This is a genomic window from Paenibacillus tritici (genome assembly GCF_018207515.1).
In the GTDB taxonomy this organism is placed as follows: domain Bacteria; phylum Bacillota; class Bacilli; order Paenibacillales; family Paenibacillaceae; genus Paenibacillus_AQ; species Paenibacillus_AQ tritici.
Genome location: NZ_CP073365.1, coordinates 1,083,696 through 1,109,541 on the forward strand (window position 1 = coordinate 1,083,696; position 25,846 = coordinate 1,109,541).

The window sequence follows — 25,846 nt, forward strand, 5'->3', positions numbered from 1 at the left end:
GCTATGGAGAGAAATTAGGGCTGCTTGTCCGTTAACACACTTGGAAGAATGCTCTCTACTGCACTTTGTACACTCAAATCAGGTATAATTCGTGTTATTTGGCGTTCTGTTGTATTGGGTACATTCGGTTTTGGGTATTTTGCCCGTATGAGCAGGATCTGCCACATTCTAATGCATGAAATACAGCAGAAGGTGTTATCGGCACCTTTTATTCCAATTCTGATGTACATAATACAATCAGCCTTCTGCTGTTGACTCCGAGGATGCCCCACCGCTTGACCTGAAGCAGAAGAACAACCAAATTTGTCCTGAACAATACAAGTTGCCGGGGGAGCGGGCACGTACTGTTCAGGATTTTTGTATTTTCGCGGAAACGAATGTCATCCTTTTAAAGGACAGTGCAGCGTTTCTTCTTGGCGGAATAGAGCATTAGATTGTCGGCAATAGAAACAGCTTGTCTATAGACATACAGGGGAATAGTAGATATGATTGTTTGAGAATATTTAAATTTAATAAGCTTTGGGAAAAGGTGCGGATTCCTTAGAAACAATGTGTTGTTGCTATCAGAGGGCTTAGCGTTTCTAAGAGAGGATCTGCTTAAAAGGGAAGTCCGGTGCAAGTCCGGCGCGGTCCCGCCACTGTAAATACGGAGCGACTCCTGAAGAAGCCACTGTCTGCTAACTGGATGGGAAGGCGGGGGAAGCGGTGAAGTATGAGCCAGGAGACCTGCCTGTTCCGTTGTTGTTTCTATTCTTCGGGGGTAAGAATGTGGAAGCAGATGCCGATATAGGCTAAGGCTGCGGGTCGAAGAGAAATCGCCCAGGCAGCCGCCCTGTGTTGTATTCTTCCCCGGCCGCCCTGTACAGGGCGGTCTTTAGGTTGCCGCCGTACCGGCGGAGGAAGCAGGATTCATCCATTCTATTTCAGGAAAGAGGTTAGTTATGAAGAACCATTCTTTATCATCTAAGTTCACACGGCTGGGGTTGGCGGTAGTTATGCTGTTCGCCATTCTGGGAGCAGCCGTGGCCCCGGCAGGACAAGCTTCTGCATTGGCGGGGGCTGCTGCACAGGCAGGCGGAACTGCCGCATCGGCATCATCCGCTCTGTCCGCAGGTACGGCAGCCAGCGTAACCGATGCAGTCTATGCCACTGCGGAGTTCGTGCTGAAGAACGGAGTCCAGTCGGACTGGCAGGCTATGGGCCTTGCCCAAGCTGGCTACAAGGTTCCGGCCAGCTATCTGAAGGCGCTTGAAGGTAAGGTAGCTGAGGCTAAGGGTGTTTTTGCCAGAGCTACGGACTATGCCCGGATCACACTTGCCGTTAAGGCGCTGGGCGGCGACCCGGCGAATGTGGCAGGATATAACCTGATCGAGAAGCTGTACAACAACGATAAAATCACGGGCCAGACGCTGAACAATCCAGTCTATGTGCTGCTGGCGCTGGATTCTGGAAGCTATACCATTCCGGCAGATGCGAAATGGACGCAGGCCAAGCTGCTGGCAGAAATTCTGGCTAAGCAGAATACCGACGGCGGCTTCACTCTGACTACGGGTGCGAGTGATCCGGATATGACAGCGATGGTGCTGACCGCACTGGCTGGTCATAAGCAGGAAGCGGCTGTGAACACTGCCGGTCAGCGGGCGGCAGCCTGGCTTGCTAAGGCTCAGGACAAGAACGGCGGATACGGTGACAGCAGCGAGAGTGTTGCTCAGGCCGTGATTGGCCTGTCTTCCTTCGGCATTGACCCGGCAGGAGCAGACTATACCAAAGGGAATGTGAATCTGGTCAGCAAGCTTCTTAGCTTCAGTGCAGCAGGCGGCGGGTTCGCCCATACTGCAGGCGGCAGCTACAATCAGCTCTCTACAGAGCAGGCACTGGAGGCATTGGTAGCCTACAAGCTGCTGGGTACAGGCGGCAAGTTCTTTGATCTTAGCGGTACTGCTGTGAAGAATCCGCAGGTCAGCGTCTCGGTTACTATTGAAGGTCCAAAGGGAACCGTGGCTGAGGGCAGCGTGTACGCTGGAAATGTACTTAAGGCGCTTGAGAAAGCGGCAGCGGACAAACGCGTCACCCTGGTCAATGAAGCAGGCAATTACGTGACGGGGATCGGCGGTGTGAGCGCGGGTGCTTTTGGCGGATATGATGGCTGGATGTATGTGGTAGCCCGCGGCGGAGCATGGATCTATCCAAGTGTAGGTATGGGAGATTTCGTGCTGGAGGAGAATGACCGCATCGTTGTCTATTATGGCGGAGATAACACGCAGGTGGTAGATTCCGTGATCCTTACTCCTGCACAGCCGCAGCCTGGACAAGATATTTCAATCAAAATCACCCAAAAGAAATGGGTATGGAATGAAGCGACCTTCACCTCCGATCCGGTCACTTCACCGGCGGCAGGAGTGCAGGTAACCATCGGCGGCAAAACGGCAACTACGAATGCTGACGGCCTGGCTGTTGTTACAGGGGGCCTGCCAGCGAATAAATATACACTCGCAATTACGGGATATCAGAAGGACAACACACCTGCAATCGTTCGTCATACGCTGGCGTTGACCGTGGCTTCTGCTGCGGCTAGCCGTCCTGCTTTTGGCGATGTGAAGTCGATCTCGCCTTGGGCGCTGGAGTCGGTATACACGGCGTATGACCGCAAGCTGATGAATGGCGTGAGTGAGGGGACGCTGGTCTTCGCACCGAAAAAGAACATTACCCGCGCTGAATTCGCAGCGCTGCTGCTGCGGTTAACCGGCAAGGAGACGTCTGCGGCGGCTTCCGCTGGGGCCTTCAGTGATGTTAAGGCGGATGCATGGTATTATGGAACAGTGAATAAAGCGAAGGAGCTCGGTATCATCAGCGGAGTAACCAGCACCACCTTCAAACCGGACGGGCTGGTAAGCCGCGAGGATATGGCTGTGATGATTGCGCGAGCTTTTAAGCTGGATATGGCATCGGCCGGAGCAGGAGCAGGTACATTCACCGACGAAGACGAGATCAGCGATTATGCCTTGTCTGCGGTACGCACGGTGACTGGCCTTGGATATATGAGCGGAACCGGCGGCGCATTTGATCCTTCCGGTGCTGTAACCCGGGAAATGGCCGCTGCTGTGGCTGTTAGATTGCCTTAGGAGCAAGAAATCGGGTGATGGGCAGCGGCCGGAAGACTGAGGGTTCACCGCAGTGACGGCTTAGCTTGAAGTACAATCTTAGTGCGTCTTATGTAAGTGGATAAATGACATCTAATTGCAGAGGAAATTCAGCACACCCTGAAGCAGTTGGATAAACAGCACTTAAATTCGGCCAAATGGCAAAAGGATGGATGATTGGCTGAATTAGATGCTGTTAATCCACCTAAAGTCCGTGAAACAGTAGAACGGAAACAATTAAGTGTACAAAATCCAACTGCTGTTGCTCCAGTAGCAAATGACTGTTGAAGCGGCTAAGGCTGATGTAATGGGGTTACTGGTTACTGAAGCGGATAAGCCGGATGAAGTGATCTAAAGTAAAGTGATCTTGAAGTAACCCTGAAGCGATACTGAAGTGAACCTGAAGCGATCTGAAGTGATACTGAAGCTACTCTGAAGTGACCTGAAGTAACCCTGAAGCGATCTGAAGTGACCTGAAGTAACCCTGAAGCGATCTGAAGTGACCTGAAGTAACCCTGAAGCGATCTGAAGTGATCCTGAAGTGAACACTGAAGCGATACTGAAAGCGATACTGAAGTGACCTGAAGCGATCTGAAGCGATCTGAAGTGACCTGAAGCGATCTGAAGTGATCCTGAAGAGACCTGAAGTGATCCTGAAGCGATCTGAAGTATCCCTGAAGCGACTATCTTATGCTGCCGGTTGGGTGGCTGCAGACCGAAGGGGTCGGAGGGAAGCGGATATTCAGCGGTGGGATGGGTGGCACTTTGCCTGGAAACTGTTTAGAATTAATAGTAACTCGAAAAAGAAAACATAAGGTGTATGGAGGAACGGGGAACAGGCTGACTGCCCCCGTTCTTTTCCCTTTTTGTGGAGGTGTGAAGGTAATGTTCAGTCTATCAAAATCAGGCCGGGGCAGGCTCGCTACACTGCTTCTGCTCCTGCTGGTATTGCTGCTCCCCGGCTGCTCCAACGCGCAGCCGGATGAGGCAGCCGGCGGGCCGCAGCCGCCCGCCGGGTCCCAGGCCGCGCAGACGACGCGGCCTCCAGACGAAGCGGCTCCGCTGCCGGGAGCCGCTGAGGGCACTGCCATACCGTCCGCTACGGCGGACGGCATGGCAGCTTCAACCTCCGGCGCTGCGCCCGCCGGAGCCGCTGCCGCTGACGTAACGGGGAAGCCTCCCGTTACGCCAGCTCCAGCACAGGCACGCGCCAGCGAGTCTGCCGCGCAGCCTTCGGCGGGCAGCGGTAAGCCCGCCGCACCATCTCCGGCGGGCAGCGGTAAGCCTGCCGCGCAGCCTTCGGCGGGCAGCGGTAAGCCCGCCGTGCCATCTCCGGCGGGCAGCGGTAAGCCCGCCGCGCAGCCTTCGGCGGGCAGCGTCAAGCCCGCCACGCCATCTCCGGCAGGCAGCAGCAAGCCTGCCGCGCAGCCTTCGGCGGGCAGCGGTAAGCCCGCCGAGCCATCTCCGGCAGGCGTCAGCAAGCCTGCCACCCAATCCCCGCCGGTCAGCGCCGCAACGCCGCGCCCGGCAGACACAGCCAAGCCGGAGAACCGGGTGACCCTCTCCATTACCGGAGATGAGGAGCACGGGGTTATCCTGGCCGCTGCGGATTATGAGATAGTGAAGGACGAGAGTGTGCTGGAGCTGACTAAGCGGATTACGCGGAAGCAGAAGATCCAGATGGAATATCAGGGCAGCAAGGCTTTTGCTTATGTGGAAGGTATTGATAATTTGTACGAAAATGATCACGGCTCAGAGAGCGGCTGGATGTACAAGGTGAACGGAGAATTCCCGTCCAAGGCGGCAGGCAGCTGGATCGTTCAACCCGGAGATACCATTGAGTGGCTGTATACGCTTGATCTCGGCAAGGATCTGGGGGCCAAGGCACCATGAACAGCGGCTTCCGTTCCATGCATCCAGGGGTAGCGCTGCTGTACTATGCAGGGCTGCTGCTCTTCGCCCTGCTGGTGTTTCACCCGTTATTTCTGGCAACAGAGATGGCCGGACTGCTGGCGCTCCTGCTGCTGCAAGGCCAGGGAAGGCGGCTTTTGCGCGGCTTGCCTTTTATACTGCTGATGGCTGCTTCGGTGGCCCTGCTGAATCCGCTGTTCTCGCACAGAGGGGCGCATATCCTGTTCTACTTCCTGGACCAGCCGATTACCCTGGAAGCTGTGCTGTATGGACTCATGATGATGATTATGCTGCTGACCATCCTGATCTGGTTCATTTCCTACAATTACACGGTAACAACAGATAAATTCATGTATCTATTCGCGGCGGCTGCGCCGAGAACGGCTCTGTTGACGCTGATGGCGATACGGTTCGTCCCGTTGTTTCAGCGGCGGCTGCGCCAGATTACCCTGATCCAGCGTCTGCGCGGGGTGGATACCGGCACGGGAAGTCTGAAGAAACGGATGAGAGACGGGATGACGCTGCTAAAAGTACTGCTCACCTGGTCGCTTGAGGAAGCCTTGCAGACAGGCGATTCCATGACGGCCCGCGGCTATGGCAGCACCAAACGCAGCACTTATAGTATATTCAAGGCTGATCTGCAGGATAAGCTGGTTATGCTGCTGTTAACGGTTAGCGGTATGGTTACGCTGCTGTTCTGGCTGCAAGGATACGGCAAGCTGGAGATCTATCCCCGTATGAACAACATGGATTTCGGCTGGCAGGATGCAGTGATGTACGGCAGCTTCTGCCTGTTCGTCCTGATCCCTGCGGGGCTGGAAGGAAAGGAGAAATGGTTATGGAGATCCTCAAAGCACAGCACTTATCCTTCCGATATCCTGAAGAAGACAGGGACTCGCTCCATGAGCTATCGTTCACAATAAAAGAGGGTGAATTCGTAGTGCTATGCGGCCCGTCAGGCAGCGGCAAAACCACCCTCCTGCGCCATCTGAAGCGGGAGCTTACACCAGTGGGCACGTTCAGCGGAACCTTAACCTACAAAGGGCAGCTTGTATCCAGTCTTCCTGCGGCAGTGGCTGCCGGAGAGATAGGGATGGTTTTCCAGAACCCCGAGGCCCAGATCGTGATGGATACCGTCTGGCATGAGCTGGCCTTCTCCATGGAGAATCTGGGAATTCCGCCTGCTGTAATGCGGACCCGGCTGGCTGAGATCTGCGGATTATTCGGGCTGGAGCCGCTGCTGTACAAGTCCGTCCATGAGCTGTCAGGCGGACAAAAACAATTGCTGAACCTGGCGTCCGTCCTGCTGCTCCAGCCAAAGGTGCTGCTGCTGGATGAGCCCACCTCACAGCTGGATCCTGTAGCTGCGCGGGAATTCATTATGGCCCTGCAGCGGCTGAACGAAGAGATGTCCGTGACGGTGATCATCAGCGAGCACCGGCTGGAGGAGGTGCTCCCGCTGGCGGATCGTGTGCTGATGCTGGAAGAGGGCAAGCTTCTTGCTGATGCGGCCCCCCGCCTGTTCGCCCGGTATGCCGGCAGTGGAGAGTTGACTTCGGGCCAGTATTATCTACCGGCAGCTTCGCGCCTCTATTTGTCACTGAGCCCGGAAGCGGATTCAGCCGCTCCGGAGAATATCCCGCTGACCGTGCGTGAGGGCAGACGCTGGCTGCATTCCCTGACGGAGGGGGCGGCGGCGGACGCCGCCGCTGCTGGTTCCATCGCAGACCGAGAAGACCAAGCAGACCAAGCAAACCGAGCAAACCGAGCAAACCGAGCAAACCGAGCAGATCATGCTCCCAGCCCTAAGCCTGCGTTAGCTCCTAATGCTCATGCACGCATTGATTCTGTCACTGCAGCCAGTGCGTATTCACCTGAAGTCCCGTCCACCCTATCCAACAGGCCCGACTCTGCGGAATTCCCTGCCGCTGCCGCGCCTCTGCTCACCTGCCGGGAAGTGACCTTCCGCTATGAGAAGGAAGGCCGGGAGGTGCTGCGGAAGCTCTCGCTAACGCTTAAGCAGGGGGAATTGCTTGCGGTCATGGGCGGGAACGGGGCGGGCAAGTCCACCCTGCTGCATGTGCTGAACGGGCTGCTGAAGCCGCAGCGCGGCAAAACAGAGCTCGCCAAGGGCAGAACAACCGGCCTTCTGGCACAGAATCCGCTGCTCTATTTCAGCTATGATACGGTGGCTGAGGAATTGCAGCATATGGGCAGCTATGCCGGGCTGTCACCAGAGGGAGCTGAGCGTGAGATTGAGGCTCTGCTGGAGGTGTTCCGGCTCCGCGAGGTGCTGCAGAGCCATCCGCATGACCTCAGCGGCGGGCAGCAGCAGCAGACGGCTCTTGCCATGATGATGCTGATGAAGCCGGATATTCTGCTCCTGGACGAGCCGACCAAGGGGCTTGATCCGGCAGCCAAGGACCGGCTGGCTGTTCTGCTTCAGCAATTGCGCAGGCAGGGGGCAACTATCCTGATCGTCACTCATGATGTGGAGTTTGCCGCTAGACATGCTTCGCGCTGCGCGCTGCTCTTTGACGGGGGAATAACAGCGGAGGGAACGCCGGCTGAGTTCTTCAGCAGCAATTATTTCTATACCACGGCAGTGAACCGGATGGTGCGTGACTGGCTGCCGCAGGCATTGACAATGGAGGATGTGATTTCATTATGGCCCGCTTCCGCTTACCGCTCCTGACGGCTCTCGGCTTATTTGTGGCTGTACTTGCACTTGCCGCCGCGTTCACGGACCGGCATTATATGCTGCTTAGTGTAGTATTGCTTCTGGCAGCGCTGCTGCCGTTATTTATCCGTCTGGAGCGCCGCCCTCTCCAGTCCCGTGAACTGGTGCTGCTGGCTGTGTTATCGGCGATTGCCGCGGTCAGCCGGATTCCTTTTGCCGCGTTGCCTAGTGTGAAGCCTGTGTCGGCCGTTGTCATTCTCTCGGCTTATGTCTTCGGGGCAGAGGCTGGATTCGTCATTGGGGCAGTGGCCGCGCTGGTCTCCAATATATACTTCGGGCAGGGTCCCTGGACGCCGTGGCAGATGTTCGCTTGGGGCATGATCGGACTTACAGCCGGATGGCTGCGGACAAGCTGGTTGCTGAGCAAACGGGCCGGACTTTTGGTCTTCGGCTTCCTCTGGGGCTTCCTGTTCGGCTGGATTATGAATATCTGGGTCATTATCAGTCTGCCGGATGCCTTCAATTGGCGGCTGGTTGCCGCTACGTTTGCCGCAAGCTTTTATTTCGATCTGGCTCATGCCTTGTCGAATGTGTTCTTCCTGGCCGTGCTTGCCGGAGGATGGACCAAGGTCCTGCAGAGATTCCGCAAGAAGTACGGACTGCTTCAAGAGTGACGAGGGCGATTGTTGCTAAACTGTGTGGCTGAATAAAAAAAGATAAAATTCTTCTTTTTTCGACATTATTTTTAGCGGACCATCAACAATTCGACGTAATTCTCCGATAAATAATGTTACAGCAAGATATCGAGAAGGCGGGATTACGGGAATGAGACATCTGAAGATTAAGCATAAAATGATAGTGCTGATAGCAGTGATTATAATCCTGCTTATTGGAATCGGGACAACAGGTATCCTTACTACAACCAGGATGGCAGAGAGGTCCAAGGAGACTTACCAGCAGAATCTGCAGCCTATTTACTTCATTACCGAGATCCGGGGGAATAACCGGGCGATCGAAGCTTTTTTGCTGGAGGATCTGATTACAACGGATTCTGCGAAGAGCCGGGAGCTTAAGACAGCTATTGAGGCGAATATCAAGACCAACAATGAGCTTTTGGCCCAACTGAAGATGATCGACTTCAACAACGACAAGATTGCAGCTTATGTGAACGAGTATAGCCTGCTCCTGCCGGATTACCGTTCACAGCGTGATAATATTATACATCTGGCCGACAATGACCTTAATGATGAGGGTTATCAGGTTTTTACAGGCCAGGCCTTCAATGAACTGCGCGGCAAAATGGTCCGGCTGCTTGAAGAGACAGCGGCCCTGTTCATCCAGGATGCGTCTGCCCATAATACGGAGACTGTGGAGAGTGCCAAGAGCTCCGTTACTTTGAGCGGCGTTCTGATTACGATGGCCTTGCTGCTCAGTATTGTCCTCAGCATTATTATTACGCGGCTGATTACGAGACCGCTTAAGGAGCTGCAGGGGCTAATGAAGCGGGCGGAGGCAGGGGATCTGACAGCGTCGGCCTCGTACCAGTCCAAGGATGAGATTGGCCAGATTAATACGTCCTTCAATACAATGCTGGAAGGCCTCAAAAATATGATGCGCGGAGTCTCCGAGAGTGCCGAGATCCTGTCGGCATCCTCACAGCAGATGAGCGCCAGTGCCGATCAGACGGCACACGCCTCACTGCTGATCGCCGAAACCTCAAGCGGGATTGCTGCCGGATTCGATGTGCAGGCGGATAGCATTGCCATTACGACCCAGTCTGTGCGGACGATGACCTACGATATTGCTGAAGCCCTGCATAGCGGGAATGAAATGACTAATCTGATGGGACAGGCCGCCGCCTCCACGGACCGCGGGGTGGAAGCGGTGGAGCAGATTCTTGTCCAGATGCGGGAGATTGATTCCAGCGTCTCTGCGAGCCAGCGTATCGTCGGCAGTCTGGGCAGCCTGTCGGAAGAGATCAACACGATCATAACGACCATCAATGAGATTGCAACGCAGACGAATCTGTTGTCTCTGAATGCTTCCATCGAAGCGGCCAGGGCGGGAGAGCATGGCCTTGGCTTCGCTGTAGTTGCCGGTGAGATCCGCAAGCTGGCGGAGGCTACTGGAAGAAGCTCGCTGCAGATTACGGAGATTATTAACCATATCCGGGAGCAGACCGCGAGTGCCGTTGAATCCATGGAGATTGGCTCTGGGATCGTCTCCCATGGGGTGGCACAGAGCGAAGTGGTATCTGCGGCCTTTGCTGCGATCCATTCCTCCATACAGGCTGCCAGTGAGCAGACAGAACAGATCACGGAGGTGATCGGACATGTCGCGCAGGAATCGGAGAGCGTAGCCAAGTCCATGGCTGGGGTGAATGAAATCTCGCGTAAGGGAGCGCAGGATGTCCAGGGGACCAGCGAAGCGAGCAGGGAGCAGCTAACCGCGATGGGTGAGATGTCCTCGTCTGCCCAGTATCTGGCTACCTTAGCCGAGGATCTGCAGAAGCATCTGGCCCGGTTCCGGCTCTAACCACTAGAATAGACATCAACAAGGCCCGGTGCGGCCGGAGAACCCAGTAGAATCTGGGGTTTCTTCGGCTGGGCCGGGCTTTTTAATATGTATTTAATCTAAGGATTATAAGATTCACTCTAACCCTCATCCTGTTCAATCTAATTCTCTTCTTCTATGTCCCTCTATATCCCTCTATATCCCTATATATCCTCCATGCCCCACTGAGAAAGGTCCAGTCCTCATAAGGATGGTGTAGCCGTTCCCATTTGGGCTGTGCGCGAGGTCAAATGAACACCATACTCTGACTCCTCCCAGTGTGTATACCTAAGGGAAGGTGGTAGGAGGTGCATTAGTGCTCTTGATTTTCCCGGATACGGTCCACAGCAGCGAATGAGGAGCATAAGTGCACCTGATTCCTGCCGGATACTACCTGGAGGAGGCAAATGAGGTGCATAAATGCACTTGATTCCGCTGGATACGGCCGACGGGAGCGAATGAAGAGCAAAAATGCACCTGATCCCGCCAAAAGTCGGCCGCATAGCAGAATCAGATGTATAAATCCCTCTGATCCTCGCAAAAGTAGGCCACATGGCGGAATCAGATGTATAAATCCATCTGATCCTCGTAAAAGTAGGCCATATGGCGGAATCAGGTGTATAAATCCCTCTGATCCCGCCAAAAGTGGGCCGCATGGCGGAATCAAGTGTATAAATCCCTCTGATCCTCGCAAAAGTAGGCCGCATGGCGGAATCAAGTGTATAAATCCCTCTGATCCTCGCAAAAGTAGGCCGTCTAGCAAAATCAGATGTATAAATCCCTCTGATCCCCCAAAAAGTGTGCCGTATGGAAGAATCAGGTGTATAAATCCCTCTGATCCCGCCAAAAGTAGGCTGTAGCGTGTGCAACAAATAGCAGTTAGTTTGCGTCATTAATGTTGCCCGGGGGCAAAAATCGGGTATTAGTAAGCAAGGCGTCAGCACTAGCCCAGCATCAATCCCACACCAGCCCGGCGCACATCCAGCATGAGTCCAATCCACCACCAATCCACCCCAGTCCACCAACACATACATTCCTCTGTTCTCACACACCCATTCTTACCCTAATATCACTTTAAGGAGGCGGTTCCTATATGAACACCCGAACATTGAAGCTGGCCTTAGTTCCTGCCCTGCTGATGACGCTGGTTGCCTGTAGCAGCGAGCAGGGCGGCAATGCGGCGGTAAGCCCGAAGCCGGAGAGTAGTCCGGCACCGGTTGAAGCATCTGCCCAGCCGACGGCAGCGCCTGAGGCAACCCCGGCACCTTCTGAAGCTGCTGGTATAGTAGTAGGGGACATCAGAGAGTATAAGGATATAGCCATTAACGACTGGAAGGAGGATACCACGGTTGTAGTGTCCAAGGAGAACGACAAGCTGGGCCCTATGAGTCTGGAGGAGATGTCGGGGGCTTATCCCCACAGCCTGTATTTCTACCACCTGGATACCGGGGAATACGAGCTGATCAAAGAAAAGAAAAATACAATGCTGGGCGATGCCCGGCTATCCCCCGATAACTTGTACCTGCTGTATAGCGAATTCTCGTTAGGTGATCCGGTCTATCACGTGATGGACCTAGGGTCGAAGAAGACCTTCAGCTTCACGGGCGATACCATTGCCGGAGCGATGGGGGCGTCATGGGCCGATAAGGATACGGTAGTGGGTCCGGCTTACAGCGGTGGTGCCTACACAGCCAGTACCTCCGGGAAGATCGCTCCGGTCGAGGGATTAAGCGGGGAAGGCCTGATTGTTGTGAAGCAAATCAAGGATAAGATGTATTACACTTCCAATGCGAATGAAGCCTTGCAAACCCTAGACCTGAACACTAAGGAGAAGGCCACCTTGCCTGTTGATCCTGCTGGCAGCGTAATCCCTTCACCGGATGAAGAACAACTGCTAATACTGCAATATAAGGAAAATACCCAAACGCTGCTCCTTAGTGATGCAGACGGTAAGAATCAGCGGACTCTTGTGGAAGGTGCCGAGCTAGGCGCTCTTTCATGGTCCCCGGATCAGCGGCTGATTGTCTATAGCGTAGCCCTTGAAGAGAATGGTACAACGAATAATACTTTATATGTCTACGATCTTTCTTCTGACAAGTCTGTCCAGATTGCAGAGAGCAGCGGGACTATGACAACCTCCTGGAGCCCATCTAGCAAGCAACTTTCGTATACCGAGTGGAGCGAGGGTGGAAACAGCAGCAGTATAGTCCAGTTGAAGTAGAGCGGAGCCTTGAGTTAATGCTTGAAGGTCGGCCTATATAAATAAAAAAGCGGCCCGCTCCGGTAACATACCGGAAACGGACCGCTTTTATTAAAATTTCACCTGATAACTTATCCTTCTACTTCAGGTTAAGCATACCAGCCCCATACGAAGATGAACAGGGTGCCGAAGATGGTGACCAGAGCCACGAACATGGCGTAGGCGATGTTGAGGTATAGCTCTTTTTTGGAATCGGCCGATTCTCCAATGTGCATGAACACAAACAGCTGCAATGAGGCCTGTATCAGCGCTGTGACTAGCAGCACGACCATATTAGCACTGGAGGACAGATCTCCATAGATAACGATCAGCGCAGCGGCAGAGAGGACGAGAGAGGCCAGATAGCCCATCACATGGCGAATTGGAAATAGTTGCTTCATCATGTCACATCAGTCCTTTCAGGTAGACGAAGCTGAAGATAAAGATCCATACTACGTCTAAGAAATGCCAGAACAAGGAGAAGATGAACGTCTTGTTGGCGGTGGCCGGTGTAATGCCGCGGCGCCACAGCTGAATCATAATCCCCACTCCCCACAGGAAGCCAAAGCTGACATGGAGACCATGCGTTCCGAGTAACACGAACAGACTGGAGAGGAAACCGCTGGTTTGCAGGGTTGCACCCTCATGTACATACGTGAAGAACTCGTCGATTTCAATACCGACAAAGGCCAGGCCCATGAGCAGCGTAATCGCCATGAAGACCATGGTCGCCTTCTTGTAGCCAAGCCGCATGGCATGGACAGCAAGGCCGATCGTGAATGAACTGGAGAGCAGCAGGAAGGTTTCCATCAGCACAGGTCCGATTTCAAACAGCTCGCTGCCGCTCGGTCCGCTGGCGAACCGGTTAACCATTACGAAATATACAGTGAACAGCGTTGCGAAGAGAGGGATCTCGGCTCCGAGAAAGACCCAGAAGCCGAAGATCTTGTTACTGTTCTCTTCCGTTGAATATTCGAGCGGCTTGGACGCATCTATTTTCATACAGTCTCACCCCGCATCAATTTCTTTTCTGTAGCCTTAACCTCTTCTGCGGAAATATAGTAGCCCTGATCCTTGTCAAAGGACATGAAGCCCAGCATCACTATAACTCCAATTCCTGCAACAATGGCCGGAATCCACATGCTGAAGACCAGGAAGAAGCCCAGGAAGAAGAAGATTACACCCAATATGAACGGCTTGCCGGTATTGCTTGGCATATGAATTTTAGTGATTTTGTTATCCGTATACAACGGGATATTGTCATGCTTCGCAGACCATAAGGCATCGCGTGTCTCAACCTTAGGTACAATTGCAAAGTTGTAGAGCGGTATCGGACTGTGTGTAGCCCATTCGAGCGTCCGGCCATCCCAAGGATCGTTAGTCGTATCTCTCGGCATGTAGCGGGTACTCCAGTAAATATTATAGACCAGTATCAGGAAGCCGATGGCCAGCCCGACAGCCCCTACGAAGGACAGCATATTGAGCGGACCAAAGCCTGATTCCTCCGAGTAAGTATACAGACGACGCGTCATTCCCATCAGTCCCAGGAAGAACAGCGGGAAGAAGGTGACGTTGAAGGAAATAATGATCCACCAGAAGGCATGTTTGCCCAGCCGTTCATTCAGGCGGAAGCCGAACACTTTCGGGAACCAATAGTGGAATCCGGCGATGACGGCGAATACGGCGCCCGGAATCAGCACGTAGTGGAAATGCGCCACCAGGAACATGGTGTTGTGATACTGGTAATCGGCACTGGCCATAGCCAGCATGACACCCGTCACGCCGCCGATCGTAAAGATCGGGATGAAGGCAAGCGTGTATAACATTGGTGTCGTGAAGGTAATCCTGCCCTTTCGCAGGGTGAATAGCCAGTTAAATATCTTGACCCCTGTAGGGACGGCAATGGCCATCGTGGTAATCGAGAAGAAGCTGTTGACCATTGCCCCTTGACCCATTGTATAGAAGTGATGCGCCCATACAAGGAAAGAGAGGAGTGAGATGATCACCATACTGAATACCATGGAGGTATAGCCGTACAGGTTCTTTTTGGAGAAGGTGGCGATAATTTCGCTATAGATACCGAACGCCGGCAGAATAACGATATATACCTCCGGATGTCCCCAGACCCAGAACAGGTTGGCCCAGAGCATATCCATCCCGCCGTTGGCCATCGTGAAGAACTGGGAGCCGAAAAGGCGGTCGAACATCATCAGCGCCAGCGCTACGGTAAGAACCGGGAAGGCGAAGACGATAATGACGTTGGTGATGAGTACGGACCAGGTGAACATCGGCATTTTCATCAGCGTCATGCCTGGTGCGCGCATCTTCAGAATCGTTACGATGAAGTTGACCCCTGTAATCAGAGTACCGATACCGGAAATCTGCAAGGCCAGGGAGTAGTAGTTGTTACCGACGGTCGGACTGAACTCAATACTCGCCAGCGGGAAGTAGGCTGACCATCCGGCATCGGGCGATCCCCCGATGACGAAGGAGATGTTCAGCAGCATGGCACCCATGAAGAAGAGCCAGAAGCTGACGGCGTTAAGCCGCGGGAAGGCAACGTCCCGTGCACCAATCTGCAGCGGAATAATCACGTTCATCAGACCGATGATGAACGGCATGGCCATGAATAGAATCATGATCAGGCCATGGGTGGTGAAGACCTCATTGTAATGCTGCGCATCCAGGAATTTCATTTCCGGCGCAGCCGTCTGCAGACGCATCATCATTGCATCTACACCGCCGCGGAACAGCATCAGCAGCGCTGCGAGGATATACATGATCCCGATTTTTTTGTGGTCAACCGTTGTCAGCCACTCGCGCCACAGGTATCCCCATTTCTTGAAATAGGTAAGCCCTACGAGAATCCCGATGGTGGCCAGTGCAATACTGATCATGGCCCCGTATATCAAGGGTTCGCCGTGAACCTTAAATTTGTCTAAATCCATTAGGGTAGCTCCTTTCAGTGTGTTGCATCAAGCTCTTTCAGAGCTAGTGTCCTTCATGTGTACTTTCATCCACCGGTGAGCTTGGCAGCGGCTGATCGACCTCCGGATGAGGTTCGCTGTCAAATTCCGTTCCGCTGGACGGCTCGGGAGAAGGATGGATTTCTTTGTTATCCTGATGCTCCGGATTGCCGTTGTCCATATCCATCTCCTTGCCGTGACCACTCATATGCTCACTGTGGTCACCCGGTGGAGGGCTGAACTCCAGATGGGTGGAAGAATAGGTTTTGCGTCCAAGGTAGTCCGTGGCAAGCAGGCCCTTGAATTCTTCCTCAGTAAGCTTAGGAGCGGTTTCCTTCACTTCCTTGACCCAATCCTCATAACCCTTGTTACTTAAGACAAGCGCTTCAAACTCCATGTGGGCAAAGCCCTTACCGCTGAAGTTCGCATTTTTCCCGATATAAGAGCCTTCGGTATCTGCGGACAGATGAAGCGTTGTCAGCATGTCGCTCATGGCGTACTTTTGACCGGCAAGCTGTGGAATCCATAAGCTGGTAATGGTGCCGAATGAGTACATTCTGAATTCAACTGCACGATGAACCGGCATATTCACGTAGTTCACCGTCTCAATTCCTTCTTCAGGATAGCTGAAATGCCATTTCCAGTTGGAAGAGGAAGCATAGATGACCAGCGGAGTCTGATCTTTATAGTCCGCAGCCACATTCTCCACCTCAGTAGTTGTCTTGACGGTCACAACGGACAGGAAGGCTACGATAATGATCGGGATGATAATCCAGATGGCCTCCAGTACCACGTTGCCTTCCTCATGCTTAGGGATGTAATCCTCATTACTCTTCTTCGCACGATATTTCACCAGTACAAAGATGTATAGAATGTAGACAACAGCCAGAACACCAAGCATAACAATGATAGAGAGGATAATGGTGTCAGATAACGTTCTTGCAGACGGCCCCTTCGGGTTCAGAACAGCGATCGAGCTGCATCCCGGCAGGAGAAGGATCAGGCTTAGAAACAAAGCGTATAACGGTCCCTTTTTTTTCATATAGAACTCCTTCCTTCAATACTACTTTTCATTCGCCGTTCATTAACGGACTTACATTGATCTGTATCTATAGTAAGAACTACTTACCCATAATGCAAAATACATATTTTGTATAATAAGCTAATAAAGTCCTTAAAAATGGCGAACAAGTTAAATATGTGTGATCAAATTGTTACAACTACCTAAGGGTATGATAAAGATCACTGTAGTGGCGCACTTTAGCTAATTTTAAGGTTGTTCAATTTTTGTTCAATATTTCATGATTGTTATTAATTTTGTCACAATTATTTGGGGTAAAAAACCCGTAATTTAACCGCTTATCGCTTGCTGCGACAGCATTCGACGAAAAATGCCTGCTTTCTGAAAATAGTGACGAACCCTCATTTCCCATTGCAGAGAGTAACAATTTTTTAGCTTACGGTTACAATCTCTCAAATTACGTTATATCTATATGTGATAAAGTGATAGACAAATATACATAGATTGGAGACTGCTGCTGTGCGTATCAAAAAAATACTGCTGTTATTCATGTCCTTATTCCTAATTATGGGTCTTGTGCAGATCCCGGCTAACGCTGAAGGCAATAGCACTACTCTGAAGCTTGGAGTAAACGATAAATTAAGTGCGATCGAAGCTGTATCTGACAAAGGCACCTATTATGTTCCGCTGCGCTCTCTGGCGGATGAACTGAAATGGACCCTCACCGGTCTGGCTAACGGGATTCACATCTCTGGCGGCTCCGGCTCCCTGACCTTGCTGAAGAACGACGGCGGGGCTATGCTCAAAGACGGCAAAGTGGTGCCTATGAGTACATTTGTGCAGAATGGCAAGCTAATGGTTCCGCTGAAGGTCAGCGCTACTCTCGGGTATAGCATTTCCTATGCGGGGGATAAATATTTACTTCGTGTGAAGGACAGCTCGGCGCAGCTGACAGATGGGGCCTTTACCGATAAATATGCTGCTGAGCTGAAGCCGAAGGCTCCAGTGACTCCAGTGACTCCTGTAACTCCGGCTGAACCGGGCAAGCCGGGACGGACTGTATATCTTACCTTTGACGACGGCCCATCGGCTACCACCGGCGAGCTGCTGGATATTTTAAAGAAGTATGAGGTGCAGGCTACCTTCTTCATGCTGGGGAACAACATGAATGAGCATCCCGCCCAGGTGAAACGGATTGCGAAGGAAGGCTATGGCTTAGCGCTGCATGGCGTGACCCACCGCAAGGAGAAGTTCTATGCCTCCCCTTCGGCGGCGCTTGCCGAGATGTCAGGGGCCAATGCGACATTGAAGAAGCTGACGGGAGCCAGCACCACCCTGATCCGTACGCCATACGGAAGCAAGCCCTATTTCACCAAGTCCTTCCGCGATAAAGTCCTGACGCAGGGATATCATCTCTGGGACTGGAACGTGGATTCCTATGACTGGAAATACAAACAGAACAGTGACAGAATCTATAACACCGTGATGGACCAGGTGAGTAAGCTGAAGGCATCCAAGACCAATCCGGTCATTCTGATGCATGACCAGAAGGCCACACTCAAGGTGCTGCCGCGTATTCTGGAGAAGCTGAAGAAGGAAGGCTATACCTTCAAGCTCATCACGAAGGATATGGAGCCGCTCAATTTCTGGAAGGATAAACGCTGAGAAGAGTAGTTGATAAGAGTAGCTGAGAAGAGTAGCCGCTAAGAGCATAGGTATGTTAAGGAGCAAGCTGCGGGGGAGATCCCCGATGGCTTGCTTTTTTTTGTGGATAAGGAACCGGTTGTGGAAAGGAAAGGGATAAATCCCTCTGAATCGGCTGAGTGTAGCTCGAGAGAAGCAATGAAGAGCATAAGTGCACCTGAATTCAGCGGACGCGGGCTAAATGAGCGAATGAAGAGCATAAGTGCACCAGAATACAGCGGACGCGGGCTAAATGAGGGAATGAAGAGCATAAGTGCACCTCAATTCACTGGACGCGGGCCAAATGAGCAAATGAAGAGCATAAGTGCACCTGAATTCAGCGGACGCGGGCTAAATGAGCGAATGAAGAGCATTAGTGCATGCCATTACGCCAAATGCAGCGCGATCGCGGAACCTGTGTTGATAGATGTTTGGAATTTCATGTTAATGATTGACATATAGAGTCGACTGTATTAATAATAGTAGTACAGTTAGTACACTGTAGCACACCAGGATTATACATCATAGGAAGGGGGGACTGTCATGTTCGAGTTGGATGTACGCAGCCGCAAGCCGATCTATGAACAGCTGACCAGCAAGGTCAAAGAAATGATTATGCATGGTATTCTGCAGGCGGATGAGCAATTGCCTTCAGTGCGGGCCTTATCCTCGCAGCTCACGGTGAATCCCAATACGATCCAGAAAGCCTACAGGGAGCTGGAACGGGAGGGCTATATCTATTCACTCCAGGGCAAAGGCAATTTCGTAGCTGGGCTGCAACAGGGACACAATGAGAGTAAGCGGGCAGAGCTGAAGGAAGAACTGCTGCGGCTGATGGCGGAGGCAGTCTACCTTGGATTTACAGAAAGTGAGATGAGTGCACTGTACCGTCAGGCACTGGATCATAGAAGAGGGGAGAACAGCCATGATTGAGATACGCGGAGTGAGCAAGATTTTCCTGGAGGACAAGGCCGTTGACAACATTTCGCTGACCGTACATAAAGGTGCCATCTATGGATTGCTGGGATCGAACGGAGCAGGCAAAACAACGCTTCTGAAGACTCTTGCGGGTATTTATCGTCCGGATGCAGGCAGTGTGAAGATAAGCGGGGAGGCGGTCTTAGAGTCACCTGAGGTGAAGCGCAGGCTGATCTTCATGCCGGACAGTCCCTATTTCTTCACCCAGGCCACGATTAGGAGTATGGCGGCATTCTACCGTTCCATCTACCCGGGATGGAGCCAGAAGCGGTATGAGGAGCTTGTAACCGTGTTCCGCCTGGATGCCCGGCGTAAGCTGAGCCGGTTCTCCAAGGGGATGCAGCGTCAGGCCGCCTTCCTCCTGGCGCTTAGCTGTAAGCCGGATGTGCTGATTATGGATGAGCCGATTGACGGGCTGGACCCGGTGATGCGTCGCCAGATCAAGAATCTATTGTTCCAGGAAGTGGCTGAGCGGGAGCTGACCGTACTGATCTCTTCGCATAATCTGCGGGAGATTGAGGATTTATGCGACCATGTCGGCATTATGCATGAGGGCCGGATGCTGGTTGAGAAGGATCTGGATGATCTTAAGGCGGACACGCATAAGATTCAGGTAGCGTTCCGCGACGCACGTCATGCGGCGGCACTGGAGGCCAAGCTGCAGATTCTCCATCAGGAGCAGCGGGGAAGTGTCAGCCTGTATATTGCAAAAGGGGACCGGGAGCGGATCAGCCAGGCTTTTCATGTCTACGATCCGTATGTGTTTGATCTGCTGCCGCTGACGCTGGAAGAAATCTTTATTTACGAAATGGGGGATGCCGGTTATGACGCGCAGCCGATTATTCTTTAACACCAGTATCATCCGCCAGAATTTGCGCCAGCATGGCTGGATTGGAATTTTATATACCCTGGTCCTCTTGTTTGTGCTCCCGTTACAGCTCTTCATTAAGGGTGACCGGCTGGAGGAGCCTGTTGCCATGGACAATCTGTTCGGTCTGGGCATTGATATTGGGGTTATTCTAATTATTTTTCCAATAGGAGCCGGATTGTTCCTGTTCCGTTATCTGCAGTCCAAACGGTCGTCTGATCTAATGCACAGCCTTCCGCTGCGCCGAGCTCATCTGCTGGCTTCCCATGCGGCAAGCGGCCTGCTTCTGCTGCTGCCGCCCGTGTGGATTACGGCTGCGGTTACAGCGCTCGTTCGCCCTCTTCATGGCAACATGTACATTTTTCAAGGAGCGGAGGTCTGGGAGTGGTGCCTGACCCTCAGTCTGTTAACGCTGTTTCTGTTTGTTTTCACTGTTTTTGTAGGCATTTGCACGGGACAGACCATTCTGCAGGGAATCCTGATCATCATTCTGCTGTTACTTCCGGCTGGACTGCTGCAATTCGTCAACATTCACTTGGGGAGATATTTGTACGGCTATCCCGATTGGTCCGGGCTGTACGATGTTCAGACGAAGTGGACACCAATCCTGCGTGCGGTAGATTTACCCGTTGCTCCCCTCAGCTTGACCGAGAAATGGGGTTATGCGATCTTGTCCGCTCTGTTCCTGGCAGGGTCCTTCTTACTCTATCGTGTACGCCACAGTGAACAAGCCGGACAAGCGCTGGCCTTCACGTACTTCAATCCGCTGTTCAAAGCGGGGGTTATGCTCTGCACCATGCTGCTGGCCAGCACTTACTTCGGCAGCCTTAAGCGGCAGCCCGGCTGGATCATCGGCAGCGTGATTGCCGGAGGGCTGATTGGTTATATCGTAGTCGAGATGATTCTACGCAAAACCTGGCATATTATGACCCGCAGACTGGTGCTGGAATTCGCGGTGTATGGCGTGCTGATGGCTCTGCTAATCTATATCCCGGTCTCCGGACTAACCGGCTACGAGAACCGGGTCCCGCAGAATGATAAGGTAGCTGAAGTATTTGCCGGGGGCAATTACCGTGAATTAACAGAGAACCAGGTGGGTGACACTACCCGGAAGGAAAGGGAGGATGAGGTATTCTCCGCAGACCGGAAGTACATCGAAGCTGTAACTGCATTACATCATGCCGTGGTCACTGCTAAACCGGATCAGAAGAACGATCCTTGGAGTGAGTACCCTAGATCCCGGAATTTTACGCTGGTGTACCGGCTGGAGAGCGGACGGAAGCTTATGCGGACCTACAATGTTCCTATAGCGGGCTTCGAACCGGAGCTGAAAACGGTCATGGAGCATGAGGAATACAAGCGCGACAGGTATCTGCTTACCCGGATGAATGAGAATATTGAGAGCTTCAGACTGAATAACAGGAACAAGACAGTTGTCATTTCCGATCCGCAGGAAGTACTGGAGTTCACCGGGCTTTTGAAACGGGAGATTCTTAATAAGTCCTTCGAGGATGAGATCTCTGATCAACGGGAAAAGGCATCCATTCAAATCGTTTATAAGCCGGATTCATCCCGGTTCCAGCAGAACTCCTATACGTATAACTGGAATCCTTCTTACAAGGAAATGACCGCCTGGATGGAACAGAAGGGCTATGCGGACAAGCTCAGGATTACAGCAGAGAGTGTCAAATCCGCTCAAATGTTCAGGGACATCCATCATAGTGCAATCCCCTTGCAGATGCGTTACAACGCCGACACCCGTCTGCAGTTGGCGCGCGATGAGAAGCGGTCGGTTGTTATTACAGACAAGAACCTTTTGGATGATATACTGCTGCACCAGCGTAAATTCACCCGTCAAGAGGGAAAGTATGTAGTTGTAGTAGAGTATAAGAACGGAAATAATGATTTTGTTTCACTGGACGAACTAGAGATGACACCGGCGCTTAAGGCCCTTCTCCCATAGTCTGCTTATCCTATTGAAGTGAATAATAGTCCTATCTACGCCCCTGCACACTGGAGATTTTCCTATGCGGGGGCATTGCTCTGTTATGTCCTGGGGACAAGCAGCGCCTGATTCTGGGTTATATTAAGTAAAGGATATTGAGTATATAGAGGTCTATGTAAGGAGGAACAGGAATGGAAGAGGTACAAGATCATCTGGATCACGGACTCAAGATTGTGTTCATAGGCTTCAACCCCAGCATAAGGTCAGGGGAGTTGGGTCATCATTATGCCAATCCGCGCAATAACTTCTGGCGCATACTGCATAAGTCCGGGCTGACGCCGCGGTTATACGAGGCCTCCGAGGACGGGGAGTTGCTGAAGCTGGGGTACGGCTTCACCAACATTGTCGCTCGCCCCACCGTAGGCGCTGAAGATATCACCCGGGAGGAGTACGCCAAGGGCCGTGAGCTCCTTCGAGCCAAGCTGGAGCTGTACCGCCCGGAGATCGCCTGCTTCGTCGGCAAAGGCGTATACACGGAGTTCAGCCGCAGAACCAAAGTCGCATGGGGATTCCAGGAGGGCATTACTCCCGTGGTGGACGGAGTCCGCGAGTTCGTCGCCCCATCATCCAGCGGCCTGGTCCGCATGCCGATGCCGGAGATCGTAGGGATCTACCGGCGGCTGTATGACTTTACGGAGGAGAAAGAGTCTTAAGACCGGAGATATCCGTCATATAGTCGCGTGTGACCGATGTATGTTAAAAACGGAACACAATTGGGACTACTCCAGTATGAAAAGGGCCGCATAGGCCAAATGTAATCGAAAAACAGGCATGACAAGACAGAGGCCTTGTCACCCCCAGGAATGAAAATAAGTGGGTGGCATCCGTCGCATCCATTCTAAAAGATGCTGTAGTCGTCAACACTACATATACAAATCAAAGGGCGGACGCGGTTACTGGGATACACCCCGTGCGAAAAACCGTTCTATTGCGCTTTTCGAGCATCGCCTATTGTAACCCCCAAAAAGTACGTGTATTAAATTACACTCACTCGAGCGCATGATTTGTAAGCTGACGATGGAGGATGATTGGAATGGATGCTGTACGTATGTGTTGCGCCGGTCTGGACGTGCACCAGGAAACCGTTGTGGCCTGCGTGTTAAAAGGACCGATCGAACAAAAACCGCAATGTCACATGAAAACCTTTGGGACGACAACCAGAGAATTGTTAGGACTGCAAGATTGGCTGAATGAACACGGCTGCCTTGAGGTGGTGATGGAGAGTACCGGCGTGTTTTGGAAACCGGTATGGAACATCTTAGAGGGCAGTTGTGATCTTGTCTTGGCCAACGCCCAGCGGGTAAAGAATATGCCGGGTCGAAAAAGTGACATGCAAGATGCGCGCTGGTTAGCGCAATTGCACCGTTGCGGGCTCATTGAAGGCAGTATGGTGCCAGAACAGGACATCCGGGATTTGCGAGATTTGACCCGTTACCGGAGTAAGATGGTGCAGGCGGTGACGGCGGAGAAGAACCGCATCCACAAAATCCTGCAGGATGCCAACATCAAGCTAACCACCTTTATGTCCGATCTATATGGGGTTTCAGGACGGGGCCTGCTCCAGAAGATCATGGACGGCGAGGTCGTAGACGAAGTGACCGTTAAAAACCTGGTCAAAACCCGTTTAAAAAAGAAAGTTCCGCAGTTGCTAGACGCGCTCAATGGCAAGTTGCGCCGTCATCATCGGGAGATGATTCGAGACCACTGGGACCACTTGGTCTATTTGGAGAAACGGATCACGGAACTGGAAGCTCGAATCGAGGCGAAGGCAGAACCCTACCTGGAGAGGATTGAACAAATTGACTCCATTCCAGGAATTGAGCGGACATCTGCCGTGACCATCTTTGCAGAAGTGGGGCCGCATGTCGCGGAAATGTTCCCGAGTGATGCGCAGTTTGCATCATGGGCGGGGGTGTGTCCAGGGAACAACGAAAGCGCTGGAAAGCGAAAAAAGTCAAAAACGATGCAAGGGAACAAGCATCTGAAAGGGGCCTTGTGTCAGGCGGCTTGGGCGAACTCTCGCTCCTCGAACCGGATCGGCCAATTCTTTCGACGAATACGTAAGAGACGAGGAGATAAAAAAGCAAACGTCGCCACCGCACATTTGTTGATTCGAATCCTCCATGCCCTGATGCGGGAGAAAAGGTTATACCAAGAAATAGACGTCTCACTAGGCGATGAGACGTCCAAGAAAAACCCGTTGGATCGGTACGTGCAATATATCCAGCAGTTAGGATATAGCGTGCAATTAAATCCTATCCAATAGTCTCCCCTTTTTCAAAAAAAACGAAACGTAATTTTGGGGCGGTGGGTCTTTTTTTGTCAAAATCCAGTCTGCGGCGCATTTTCCGATACTTTTATTTTCGTATTAAACCGAACACAATTGGACTGGGTACGCCACGTAGTCCAAATGTAATCGAAAAAGCGAACACAATTGGACTGGGAGCGCCGCGTAGGCCGTGCGTTTATCGCAGTGCCAGACGTATTTTCACAGAAAAACCGAATACATTGCCCTGGCGCGAGGGGGAGTGGCAGGATCTTACGATTTATTTCGTGTCCCGCTTAAACGACGTTCTGTTCATGCAGCGTCCACCCAAGTGCCTACGCTGATCCTGCTCTAAAGTAAAAGGTGTAACCAATTCCATTTACGCAGCGCCCACCCAAACCAAAAAAAGCTGCCCCCATCAGTCATTTCATGACCTTTGGGAACAGCCCTTAAATAGCAGCCTGCCTATATCTGGATCAGCAGCAGGATGATGGAGGACAGAGACAGGCAGACGCTGACGAGATAGAGCACGGCGACCACTTGTTTCTGATTGAGGCCGGCCTTCAGCAGCCGGTAATGAACCTGAGAGGCATCGGCCTGATAGATGGCTTGTCCTTTGAGGAACCGTTTGACGACGACAAAAATATTGTCGAAGATCGGCACGCCGAGCGCAAGAATCGGAATGAACAGCGATAATATCGTTGCCTGCTTGAAGGCTCCATCCAGTGCAATCACGGCCAGAATGAAGCCGAGGAAGGTGGCGCCGGCATCGCCCATGAATATTTTGGCCGGAGCCTTGTTGAAGCGTAAGTATGCCAGGGTAACCCCGATCAAGGAAACCGCCATGAAGGCAGAGGTGGATTGGCCCATCGCAAGTGCGACTACGAACAGGGTTACAGCCGAAATCGCAGTTAGCCCGCCAGCCAGACCGTCCATGCCGTCCGAGAAATTAATGACCGTTGTGACACCGAAGATCCAGATAATCGTCAGCAGGAACTGCAAAATGAACGGCAGTGAGATATAATCACCTGAGAACGGATTGATGAACCCGGTAAAGGCATTGCCTGAAAAGAAGACCAGAACGGCGGCGGCAATCTGCACGATGAACTTGGGCAGCGCCGGGAAATCCTTGCCTTTGGTTTTGTACCAGTCGTCGATGGTTCCTATCGTCAGCAGAAGCACACCGCCGATGAACAGGGCGAGCGTCTCCAGAGTGAATTCACGGGCGAAGAGCAGATATGTAATGAAAAAACCTACGAATATAGCATAGCTCGCTGTAAGCGGGATTGGCTCCCTGTGGATCTTACGTTCCACATCTTCCCGCGGCCTGTCCACGAAATCCAGCCGGAAAGCCAGCTTGCCAAGAGGAGGAATCAGCAGATAAACGATAAAAAATGACACCAAAAAAGCTAAACCGTAAAAAATGACAATCACCCCGTTGATTTTTTTGAAATAAAGAATGAATTGGACGGCAAAGCCATTTCTGCTTAGCTGCTCTACCCAAGATTATATCGCAGAAGGTTGTATGTTGTCGAA

At 52.3% G+C, this 25,846-nt stretch carries 18 protein-coding genes and 1 riboswitch; of the genes, 13 read left to right on the forward strand and 5 right to left on the reverse strand.

What is annotated here, in order from left to right; all coding sequences use genetic code 11:
- Positions 1-552 precede the first annotated feature (552 nt).
- Positions 553-748, forward strand: a riboswitch (cobalamin riboswitch).
- A gap of 193 nt (positions 749-941) precedes the next feature.
- The 7 genes from KDC22_RS04590 (at position 942) to KDC22_RS04620 (ending at position 12,505) form a co-directional block, all read left to right on the forward strand.
- Positions 942-3,122, forward strand: coding sequence for an S-layer homology domain-containing protein (locus KDC22_RS04590; protein WP_211722211.1), 2,181 nt, complete (start codon positions 942-944; stop codon positions 3,120-3,122).
- A 903-nt stretch (positions 3,123-4,025) separates the two neighbouring features.
- Positions 4,026-5,033, forward strand: coding sequence for a DUF4430 domain-containing protein (locus KDC22_RS04595; RefSeq protein ID WP_211722212.1), 1,008 nt, complete (start codon positions 4,026-4,028; stop codon positions 5,031-5,033).
- Entirely contained in the window at positions 5,030-5,974 is a 945-nt protein-coding gene (locus KDC22_RS04600) for an energy-coupling factor transporter transmembrane component T (RefSeq protein WP_211722213.1), read from the forward strand. The genes KDC22_RS04595 and KDC22_RS04600 overlap by 4 nt, the downstream gene beginning before the upstream one ends.
- A complete protein-coding gene (locus KDC22_RS04605) occupies positions 5,890-7,746 on the forward strand; it encodes an ABC transporter ATP-binding protein (RefSeq protein WP_211722214.1) in 1,857 nt (618 codons plus the stop codon). Before KDC22_RS04600 ends, KDC22_RS04605 begins: the two co-directional genes overlap by 85 nt.
- Entirely contained in the window at positions 7,719-8,405 is a 687-nt protein-coding gene (locus KDC22_RS04610; RefSeq protein ID WP_173136730.1) for an ECF transporter S component, read from the forward strand. The genes KDC22_RS04605 and KDC22_RS04610 overlap by 28 nt, the downstream gene beginning before the upstream one ends.
- 151 nt (positions 8,406-8,556) lie before the next feature.
- Positions 8,557-10,266 (forward strand): methyl-accepting chemotaxis protein, encoded by a 1,710-nt coding sequence (locus tag KDC22_RS04615; protein WP_343221919.1) that lies wholly within the window; start codon positions 8,557-8,559, stop codon positions 10,264-10,266.
- A gap of 1,111 nt (positions 10,267-11,377) precedes the next feature.
- Complete coding sequence (locus KDC22_RS04620) at positions 11,378-12,505, forward strand: TolB family protein (RefSeq protein ID WP_211722216.1); 1,128 nt, start codon at positions 11,378-11,380, stop codon at positions 12,503-12,505.
- A 128-nt stretch (positions 12,506-12,633) separates the two neighbouring features.
- On the opposite strand, the gene qoxD is transcribed toward KDC22_RS04620, so the two are convergent.
- Genes qoxD through qoxA form a run of 4 tightly spaced genes read right to left on the reverse strand, consistent with a single transcriptional unit; the run spans position 12,634 to position 16,531 of the window.
- A complete protein-coding gene (qoxD, locus tag KDC22_RS04625; RefSeq protein WP_173136723.1) occupies positions 12,634-12,927 on the reverse strand; it encodes a cytochrome aa3 quinol oxidase subunit IV in 294 nt (97 codons plus the stop codon).
- Position 12,928: 1 nt separating this feature from the next.
- The gene (locus KDC22_RS04630) at positions 12,929-13,525 is read right to left on the reverse strand and encodes a cytochrome (ubi)quinol oxidase subunit III (RefSeq protein ID WP_173136721.1); all 597 of its coding nucleotides are present in this window, start codon (positions 13,523-13,525) and stop codon (positions 12,929-12,931) included.
- Positions 13,522-15,471: a cytochrome aa3 quinol oxidase subunit I gene (qoxB, locus tag KDC22_RS04635; RefSeq protein WP_173136719.1), complete on the reverse strand. Its 1,950-nt coding sequence runs from the start codon at positions 15,469-15,471 to the stop codon at positions 13,522-13,524. Before qoxB ends, KDC22_RS04630 begins: the two co-directional genes overlap by 4 nt.
- A gap of 43 nt (positions 15,472-15,514) precedes the next feature.
- Positions 15,515-16,531 (reverse strand): cytochrome aa3 quinol oxidase subunit II, encoded by a 1,017-nt coding sequence (gene qoxA, locus KDC22_RS04640; protein WP_211722217.1) that lies wholly within the window; start codon positions 16,529-16,531, stop codon positions 15,515-15,517.
- 528 nt (positions 16,532-17,059) lie between these two features.
- On the opposite strand from qoxA, the gene KDC22_RS04645 reads away from it, so the two are divergent.
- The 6 genes from KDC22_RS04645 to KDC22_RS04670 all read left to right on the forward strand — a co-directional run bounded on the left by KDC22_RS04645 (position 17,060) and on the right by KDC22_RS04670 (position 24,310).
- On the forward strand, positions 17,060-18,175 hold the full coding sequence (locus tag KDC22_RS04645) for a polysaccharide deacetylase family protein (RefSeq protein WP_211722218.1): 1,116 nt from the start codon (positions 17,060-17,062) through the stop codon (positions 18,173-18,175).
- Positions 18,176-18,736: 561 nt separating this feature from the next.
- On the forward strand, positions 18,737-19,126 hold the full coding sequence (locus tag KDC22_RS04650; protein ID WP_211722219.1) for a GntR family transcriptional regulator: 390 nt from the start codon (positions 18,737-18,739) through the stop codon (positions 19,124-19,126).
- Complete coding sequence (locus KDC22_RS04655) at positions 19,119-20,021, forward strand: ABC transporter ATP-binding protein (RefSeq protein WP_211722220.1); 903 nt, start codon at positions 19,119-19,121, stop codon at positions 20,019-20,021. The genes KDC22_RS04650 and KDC22_RS04655 overlap by 8 nt, the downstream gene beginning before the upstream one ends.
- Complete coding sequence (locus KDC22_RS04660; protein ID WP_211722221.1) at positions 19,996-22,002, forward strand: DUF6449 domain-containing protein; 2,007 nt, start codon at positions 19,996-19,998, stop codon at positions 22,000-22,002. Before KDC22_RS04655 ends, KDC22_RS04660 begins: the two co-directional genes overlap by 26 nt.
- A 173-nt stretch (positions 22,003-22,175) precedes the next feature.
- Positions 22,176-22,697, forward strand: a complete 522-nt coding sequence (locus KDC22_RS04665; RefSeq protein WP_211722222.1) for a mismatch-specific DNA-glycosylase — start codon at positions 22,176-22,178, stop codon at positions 22,695-22,697.
- A 380-nt stretch (positions 22,698-23,077) separates the two neighbouring features.
- Positions 23,078-24,310 (forward strand): IS110 family RNA-guided transposase, encoded by a 1,233-nt coding sequence (locus KDC22_RS04670; RefSeq protein ID WP_211721118.1) that lies wholly within the window; start codon positions 23,078-23,080, stop codon positions 24,308-24,310.
- A 465-nt stretch (positions 24,311-24,775) separates the two neighbouring features.
- On the opposite strand, the gene KDC22_RS04675 is transcribed toward KDC22_RS04670, so the two are convergent.
- Positions 24,776-25,735 carry an MraY family glycosyltransferase gene (locus KDC22_RS04675; protein ID WP_211723888.1) on the reverse strand — a complete coding sequence of 320 codons (960 nt, stop codon included), beginning with the start codon at positions 25,733-25,735 and terminating at the stop codon, positions 24,776-24,778.
- Between the last annotated feature and the right edge of the window lie 111 nt (positions 25,736-25,846).